Here is a 799-nt window from a genome sequence, read left to right on the forward strand (position 1 = left end):
CATATTGCAGGAATTCCGTTGGCTTTTTTGACGATTTCCTATTGGCCTTTTTGGTGATTTTCAAATTGGCCTTGACACCTGGAGACGATTGACCACGACGGCCCCGACTGCCACTTGGGCGGTGGAAGGCTGGTCGCCGGCCTCTGCTTGGATCAGCTGGGCGAGCCACCGTTGGTTGGGCGACGGACGCACGGCGCGACGGGCCCGTGTGCGCGGACGGACCGGTCGTGGGGTCGCGTGCGGGACGCCAAACACGGGGCGCGTTTGATCGTGGGCCGACACCATCGACGCTGGTTGGTGCACGAGATGCTCATGGGGCATCAGCGCGCCGATGAGTGCACCGATGGCGGCTGTCGTCATCACCCAAAAGCGCGGGGCAAGACGGTAGCGCATCCGCATCGCTCCTCGTATAAAAAGAATTAGCCTACTAGCCCAAGATCTTGGTCTTGGGTCTTGCCGCTACGCGGCAAGCGGCTGTCTACATCTGGGAAGATCTGGCTTGCCAGATCGGGTTTCGTCGACGATGCTCGAAGCACATCGGGACGATTCAAGGCTGTTTCGCTCCTGCCGCTTAGACGGCTTTCAAAGTCTGTGAGTCGGCGACGCCTCTTCGTCACAGCTAACGCGCGGGATGCCGCCCCCACCGGCTAATCATTACCCACATCTGGACCTAATGGCCCGAAAGGGTTGCAAAGCGCGAAGTCCCGGACTCCAATGGAGGACCGGGGCTTCGCTGACAATAATCGAGGTATGGCTGAAGCCCGTTGCGGCCGCAACGGGTCAGTTGGGACACTCAATC

At 60.1% G+C, this 799-nt stretch carries 2 protein-coding genes; both read right to left on the reverse strand.

Annotated elements, in window-relative coordinates; all coding sequences use genetic code 11:
- Positions 1–60: 60 nt before the first annotated feature.
- Positions 61–393: a hypothetical protein gene (locus HIJ39_RS23235; protein ID WP_169103388.1), complete on the reverse strand. Its 333-nt coding sequence runs from the start codon at positions 391–393 to the stop codon at positions 61–63.
- A 26-nt stretch (positions 394–419) separates the two neighbouring features.
- Entirely contained in the window at positions 420–551 is a 132-nt protein-coding gene (locus HIJ39_RS24825) for a hypothetical protein (RefSeq protein WP_275107414.1), read from the reverse strand.
- Positions 552–799: the final 248 nt, after the last annotated feature.

Source organism: Sulfobacillus harzensis (assembly GCF_012933365.1).
Lineage (GTDB): Bacteria > Bacillota > Sulfobacillia > Sulfobacillales > Sulfobacillaceae > Sulfobacillus_B > Sulfobacillus_B harzensis.

Bases quoted from the DNA above. Each gene is read 5' to 3' on its own strand.
- HIJ39_RS23235 (WP_169103388.1), bottom strand. From the start codon at position 393: ATGCGCTACCGTCTTGCCCCGCGCTTTTGGGTGATGACGACAGCCGCC.